This is a genomic window from Acinetobacter sp. UBA3025, from assembly GCF_002367915.1.
Taxonomy (GTDB): domain Bacteria; phylum Pseudomonadota; class Gammaproteobacteria; order Pseudomonadales; family Moraxellaceae; genus Acinetobacter.
The window spans coordinates 934-7,644 of sequence record NZ_DFDO01000238.1 but is presented as its reverse complement, the minus strand read 5'-3'; the positions used below and the strand labels follow the sequence as shown (position 1 = coordinate 7,644).

The 6,711-nt window shown below is 46.5% G+C and carries 5 protein-coding genes; 2 read left to right on the top strand and 3 right to left on the bottom strand.

Annotation, left to right across the window (positions count from 1 at the left end; all coding sequences use genetic code 11):
• Nucleotides 1–82: 82 nt before the first annotated feature.
• The 3 genes from hslO to B4J23_RS10090 all read right to left on the bottom strand — a co-directional run bounded on the left by hslO (nt 83) and on the right by B4J23_RS10090 (nt 5,161).
• Entirely contained in the window at nt 83–958 is an 876-nt protein-coding gene (gene hslO / locus B4J23_RS10100) for an Hsp33 family molecular chaperone HslO (RefSeq protein ID WP_291360400.1), read from the bottom strand.
• A gap of 50 nt (nt 959–1,008) precedes the next feature.
• On the bottom strand, nt 1,009–2,865 hold the full coding sequence (locus B4J23_RS10095) for a cation:proton antiporter (RefSeq protein WP_291360398.1): 1,857 nt from the start codon (nt 2,863–2,865) through the stop codon (nt 1,009–1,011).
• A 73-nt stretch (nt 2,866–2,938) separates the two neighbouring features.
• On the bottom strand, nt 2,939–5,161 hold the full coding sequence (locus B4J23_RS10090) for a primosomal protein N' (protein ID WP_291360396.1): 2,223 nt from the start codon (nt 5,159–5,161) through the stop codon (nt 2,939–2,941).
• Nucleotides 5,162–5,310: 149 nt separating this feature from the next.
• Between B4J23_RS10090 and gspF the strand changes: the two genes are divergently transcribed.
• Nucleotides 5,311–6,516 (top strand): type II secretion system inner membrane protein GspF, encoded by a 1,206-nt coding sequence (gene gspF, locus B4J23_RS10085; RefSeq protein ID WP_291360394.1) that lies wholly within the window; start codon nt 5,311–5,313, stop codon nt 6,514–6,516.
• Between the two features lie 69 nt (nt 6,517–6,585).
• Nucleotides 6,586–6,711 (top strand): type II secretion system protein (locus B4J23_RS10080; protein ID WP_291360402.1); only part of this gene is annotated, 126 nt, incomplete at its 3' end.

Sequence of the window (6,711 nt, the reverse complement as noted above, 5' to 3'; positions counted from 1 at the left end):
CTTATTTCAGGACGGGACAAAATATAAAATGAAAAAAGCACTCAATATTGAGTGCTTTTTTTGAGTCGAGCAGGGGCTGTTATTAACTGAGGTGTTCGCCAAACAGGCTCAAAGCTTCTTCAGCCGTAAAGATATAACGGCTATTACAGAACTGACAGTCCATCTCAATTGGATTCTGGAATTCTAAAGTTTCACGAACCGATTCTACACCAATCTGCTGTAAGGCAATCGCACAACGTTCTTTAGAACAGGTACAGCCAAACTGTAAATGTTCTACTTCTGGTAAGCGCACTTCTTCTTCGTTATATAAACGATAGAGAATTTCATTGGCCTCCAGAGTGACCAGTTCTTCTGTTTTTAATGTTTCAGTCAGCATGGTCAGACGTGGCCATAAGTCTTCATCGACACGGCGTTGTTCTTCTTCACTGTTACGCGGTAGCAGTTGAATCAGCAAACCACCTGCACGTTTGTTGTCACTGGCCAGCACGATACGTGTCGGAATCTGGGCAGACAGGTCATAATATTGCATCAGACAGCCAGCCAAATTTTCCTGATCAAGCGGAACAATACCCTGATAACGTTCACCAAATTCAGGCTCGATATTGATAAACAGCACTGGATTAGTCAGTGATTTTAAAACTGTGCTGCTATCTTCTGCTGCCTGAAAATGCGGATCTTCTTCATAATCCGCCAGTGCACGTACTTCACCGCGATGGTTACATTCAGCCATTGCCCATTTAAATGTGCCTGAAGCCTGAATTTGTAGGCTGATACGCCCTTTAATTTTCAGGGTGCTGGCCAATAGTGCAGTGGCGCTCAGCATTTCACCTAACAGGATTTTTACTGCAGGCGCATAGTCACGCTGGGCCAAAATTGTTTGTAAAGCTTCTTCAAGATGCACCACTTCACCACGAACAGGGCTATCTTCAATAAAAAAGCGTTGGCGTAAATCAGACATAAAATTCTCCATAACCCTGCTTTAATGGTGGCATTATTGTAAAACACAAGTTATGCCAGATCATCTCTTATGGCATCAATTCCTGAAGCGTTGTTGTCCTGTTGCGTGTCCGTATCCTGTTCTGGTGCTTTTTTTAGCTGATCCTGAGCAAGAAGATGCTCCAGTTCTGCCAGTGTATTCCTTGAGCCTGCGAAATTAAACGGACTCTCCGTATCCGGATGAAATTGACGATTGAGCAGTTTCTGATCATGAGTATGAAACTCATGGATCTTTTGTTGCGCCTGTTCTTCAGACAGTCCGCTCAGCTGAACTAGCAGACACTGACTTAGTTCTAGTGCAGAAGCATAGGTTTCTCGCCAGATTCGTTCCACGCCCAGCTCCTGAAGTAGATGGACATGATGCCGGTTACGTGCCCGTACCCATAAAGACATGTCAGGATAATTTAAGCGCAGATGTCGGACGGTCAGCAGTGAATCTTCAATATCATCAATGGCGACAATCACATGCTGAACCGTATCCAGATGTGCCTGAGCTAAAGCCTCTGGCTCAGTCGCATTGGCCTGATAGAAGGTAATACCGTAAGAGGTCAGCAATTCAGTTGCTTCGATATTGCTGTCCATTACACTGAATTTTTGCTGCTGTTGCAGCAAAATACGGGCAATGATCTGGCCAAAACGGCCAAAACCGATTAATAAAATTGGTGCGGTATTTGGTGGAAGGCTTTCAATGTCAAAGGTCGCTGCCAAATGATTTTGCCGATCCAGTCGTGGCAGAATCTGGTTATGCAATAACCAGTAAAATGCCGGTGTGAGTAGCATGGATAAACTTGCCATCCACATCAATGGGGAGAGCAGGGCTGGAGTAACGATCTGCTGCGAAAGCGCAATGATGAGTGCCAGAAAAGCGAACTCACCACTTTGTGCCACACTGGCGGCCAGTAGCGTACTGTTGCGCCAACTATGCTGATAATAACGTGCCAATCCTAAGGTAATCGCAAATTTAATCAGGATCAGCGAAAGTGTTCCGGCAATAATCAATACGGGTTGCGTCAGCACATCGGCAAACTGCAATGACATGCCCAGACTGATAAAAGCCAACCCAATCAATAAACCGCTAAAAGGCTGCAGACTCTTTTCAATCGAAATCCGGAAATCAGAATCTGCCAGTAACATACCGGAAAATAATGCTGCCAGGTACAGATTCAGTCCCAGCGTATCCATCAGGACTAGTAAGCCCAAGAAAATGACAATGGTAACAATGCTATGCAATTCATGACGACCACTTTTGGCAATCCAGCGATAGAGCGGCTGCATGAAATAGCGGTTACATAGAAATAAGCCAGTAAAGGTAGCCATCATGGCAGCAAAATAAGCTATGCCATGTTCTGTTGAACTGACTCCAGCAAAAAGCGGAATCGCTGCAATGATAGGAATTGCAATCAGTGCATGAATCAGGGTGTTGGCATAAGCGGATTGACCATAACTGGTCGCCAGTTGTTGCTGATTATTTAAAAACTGGGTCACCAACGTCATGGCAGAGAGGCTGCCGGCCAGTCCGATGACAATGCTGGAAACCAGATGCTGATCGAGAAAGAACCAGGCCAGCAGGCTCAAAATCAGGGCCGTGCTCAGTACCTGTAAAATGGCCATAAACCACAGGGGTTGCCCAAGCTGAAGAATTCGTTGTGGTCTGAGTTGCAGACCAATCCAGAACATTAGGGCCAACAGGCTGATTTGAATAAAAGTCTGCATCACCTCAGGAGCAGAGATCAGCGCTAAGGCACTCGGCCCAATGATTAAACCTGTCAGTAAATAGCCCAGCACTGTTGGCAGTCTGAGTTTATGGCTCAGTGGCACCATGAACAGTGCAATCGCCAGAACCAGCGCTATTTGTAACAGTATCGACATTTTTCCGCCTTAAATTTTATTTTCATCCAGTCTTAAAGTTGAGCCTTTATCAAATGAAGATAGTCTCAATATTTTAGCTGAGTTCTTGTGGATCGATATCCAGTGTCAGCTTCATATTGGATGGCTTATCCTGTAACAGGTTTTGCCACCAGCTACGGACATAATAATGCAAACGGGCACGGTCTGCGGACAATAGCACCATATGGGATTGATAGCGTCCGGCTTTGCGTTCCATCGGGGCAGGAATGGGACCCCAGATGTCCAGCACCAGATCGGGATATTGCCTGAGCAGGGCAGCATGTTTCTGTAAGAATTCGGTATTTTGTGCCTGATCTTTGGATTCACAGCGAATCAGCACGGCATAACGAAAAGGAGGCATCTGGGCGATTTGCCGTTCGGTCAAAGTCTGCTTGGCAAAAGCGCGGTAATTTTCAGTGACTAAGGTATTCAGCAGCGCATGATCAGGTCTTAGGGTCTGTAAATATACATCCCCTTTATGTTCCCCACGCCCTGCACGACCTGCGACCTGTACGATCAATTGTGCTGTACGTTCTGTGGCTCGGAAATCAACGCTAAGAAGACCAGAATCGATATCCAAAATTGCAACCAGCGTGACATAAGGAAAATGATGGCCTTTGGCCAGCATCTGGGTGCCGAGCAGAATCGCAGGCTCACTTTTCTGAATCTTGTCATAGATTTTCTGCCAGCTGCCAACCCGGCTGGTTGAGTCGCGATCGACCCGGATCACTTCAGAATCTGGAAAAAGCTCATTCAGATGTTCTTCAACTTTTCCAGTCCCCATCCCTAAAGTAGCCAGCTCCTGATGCTGACATTGCGGACACTGTTCAGGCATACGATGAATGGTGCCACAATGATGACAATGCAGATGCTGATAAGGTTGCCGGTGCACAGTGAAATTGGCATCACAATTCGGACACTGCGCCTGCCAACCACAACTGCCACAAATCAGTACGGGCGCATAACCACGACGATTTAGGAAAATGAGTACCTGTTCTTTTTTAGCCAGGCGCTTTTTGATTTCTTCAATCAGATGCAGGCTGATGCCATGCTGCTTTGGTGCCACTTTTAAATCCAGAATATGGATTTTTGGCATTAGTGCTGTACCCGCGCGTTGATTCAGTTCCAGCACCTGCATTTTGCCTTGCTGCACCAGCGCATAGCTGTCAATGCTGGGGGTGGCCGAACCCAAGAGGACTGGACATTGCTGTAAATGTCCCCGGTATAGGGCCACATCACGGGCATGATAGCGAAAACCTTCCTGTTGTTTAAAAGACAGGTCATGCTCTTCATCCAGAATGATCAAACCCAGATTCGGCATTGGTGTATAAATCGCAGAACGGGTGCCAAGCACAATGGACGCTTTACCGGTTTCAGCGGCTTGCCAGGCTTGTAAGCGTTTACTGTCATTCAGGCCAGAGTGAAGCAGGGCGATATGACAATGGAAGCGGGATTGAAAGCGGCTAATGGTTTGTGGCGTCAGTCCGATTTCAGGCACCAGTACCAGCACCTGCTTGCCCTGTTTGAGTACCTGTTCCATGATCTGAAGATAGACTTCAGTTTTGCCACTGCCAGTCAGGCCATCGAGTAAAAAGGCCTGATATTGCTTGCGGTATTTCAGCACTTGCTGAATCGCATGCTTTTGTTCCGCATTGGCCGTTAATGGCATCTGGGCCAGTTGTACAGGTTGCGGGCTAAAATCCTGTGCTTCCAGGACACATTCGCAAATCCCTTTTTTTTCGAGTGCTTTTAAAGTCGCTGTTTCTATTCCGGCCAGATTTAAGAGATTCTCAGTTGTTCCCACCGGATGCAGTTTTAGAATCCGATAAGCTTCCTGTTGCCTCTCGGAACGGCGAACTTTGGCTTCAGCCTCATGATCCAGCAATTTCCAGTTTCGGGCCAGCAGGTTATAAGGTTTGCCCTGACGCAATAAGGTCGGCAAGGCAGTCTGGATCACTTCCCCGATAGGAAACTGGTAATACTGTGCTGACCAGGTCAATACACTTAAAACCTGGGAATTGATAATGGCACGGTCATCTAAAAGCTCGGTAATGGCTTTCAGTTTGAAACTGGGATCAATCGGAGCATCTAGCGGTAATTTTTCAGTAATCACGCCGACCAGATTTTGCCGGCCAAAAGAAACCGCGACTCGGGCACCCACTTCTGCCTGCTGATATTGTTCCTGACTCAAGCTATAGTCAAAACAGTCAAACAGATGCACCGGCACTGCAACACGAACACGATAAACAGGGGCAGTAACGGGAACAGAATTTGGCATAGTAACAGAGTGGGTCCTGATGAAATTTCGTCGTGCTCAAAGTTCAGTTATGTTAGAGTGAGCAGATAATTTATATTGAAGAATATGAATGATTTTGATGGTCTGACGCAACAGCGTTAAGCAAAATTTTGGAAAATTAGAGCATTACAATGCCTGCATATCAGTTTACTGCGCTTGACGTTTCAGGGAAGCAGCAAAAAGGCGTGCTTGAGGGGGATTCAGCACGACAAATCCGGCAACAGCTTCGGGATCAGGCGCTGATTCCGGTCTCTGTAGATCCGGTTGAGAAAAAAGACCAGCACTACCGTCGCAGATGGTTTGAAAAAAGCATTACTGCTTATGATTTGGCTCTTATGACCCGACAACTCTCGGTACTGGTCGCTGCCGCAATTCCGCTGGAAGAAGCTATTCGCGCCGTCGGCAAGCAGAGCGAAAAAGTTCATGTGCAAAATCTGCTGATGTCAGTACGTTCTAAAGTGCTGGAAGGACATAGCTTGGCTCAGGCGCTACAACAGTCTGGACGTTTTCCAGAACTGTATATTGCCACCATTGCGGCTGGTGAACGTTCTGGTCACTTGGACCTGATTCTGGATCAGTTAGCTGACTATACCGAAAACCGTTTTGCTATGCAGAAAAAGATTCAAGGGGCGATGATCTATCCGATTATTTTGCTCTTGATGTCTTTTGCAATTGTGATGGGTCTGATGACCTATGTAGTACCGGATATCGTCAAGACCTTTGATCAAAGTAAAGATGCCTTGCCTTGGATTACAGTGACTTTAATGAAAGCCAGCGATTTTATCCGGATCGCGTGGCCATTTTTATTGATAGGGAGTGCGGTAGGCATTTTTCTGCTAGTACGTTTTTTAAGAACAACGGCTGGGCATTATGCTTTTGATCGCCTGACTCTGAAACTACCTTTATTCGGAAAATTATCACGTGGCATTAATGCTGGCCGTTTTGCCAGTACTCTATCGATTCTGACCCAGTCCGGTGTGCCACTGGTGGATGCCTTACGTATCGGGGCAGCGGTAAGTAATAACTGGGTGATTCGGGATTGGGTTAATCTGGCTGCTGAAAAAGTCACTGAAGGCGGGAACCTGGCTACCCAGCTGGAACGTAGTGGTTATTTCCCCCCGATGATGGTACAAATGATCAAAAGTGGCGAAGCCTCGGGGGAGCTGGATCGTATGCTGGAACGGGCATCGACCATGCAGGACCGTGAAGTGACCACGCTGATTTCGACATTACTCGCGCTTCTGGAGCCGCTGATGCTAGTACTTATGGCCGGTATTGTGCTGGTAATTGTGATCGCGGTGATGCTGCCAATCGTGAATATGAATAATATGATTTAAATAACATGTGTAACGTCTACGAAGAATTGAAAGTGCCTGAACTTTCTAAAGATGAATGAGAGATATTGAATGAAAAGGAATCCAAATCAAGCCATAGACCCTTCAACTATAGCGGTTGAACCTACCGTACGTGTGAGCCAGTTACGTGCCCATCGTGCCTCAGGTTTTACCCTGATTGAAGTAATGGTGGTAATT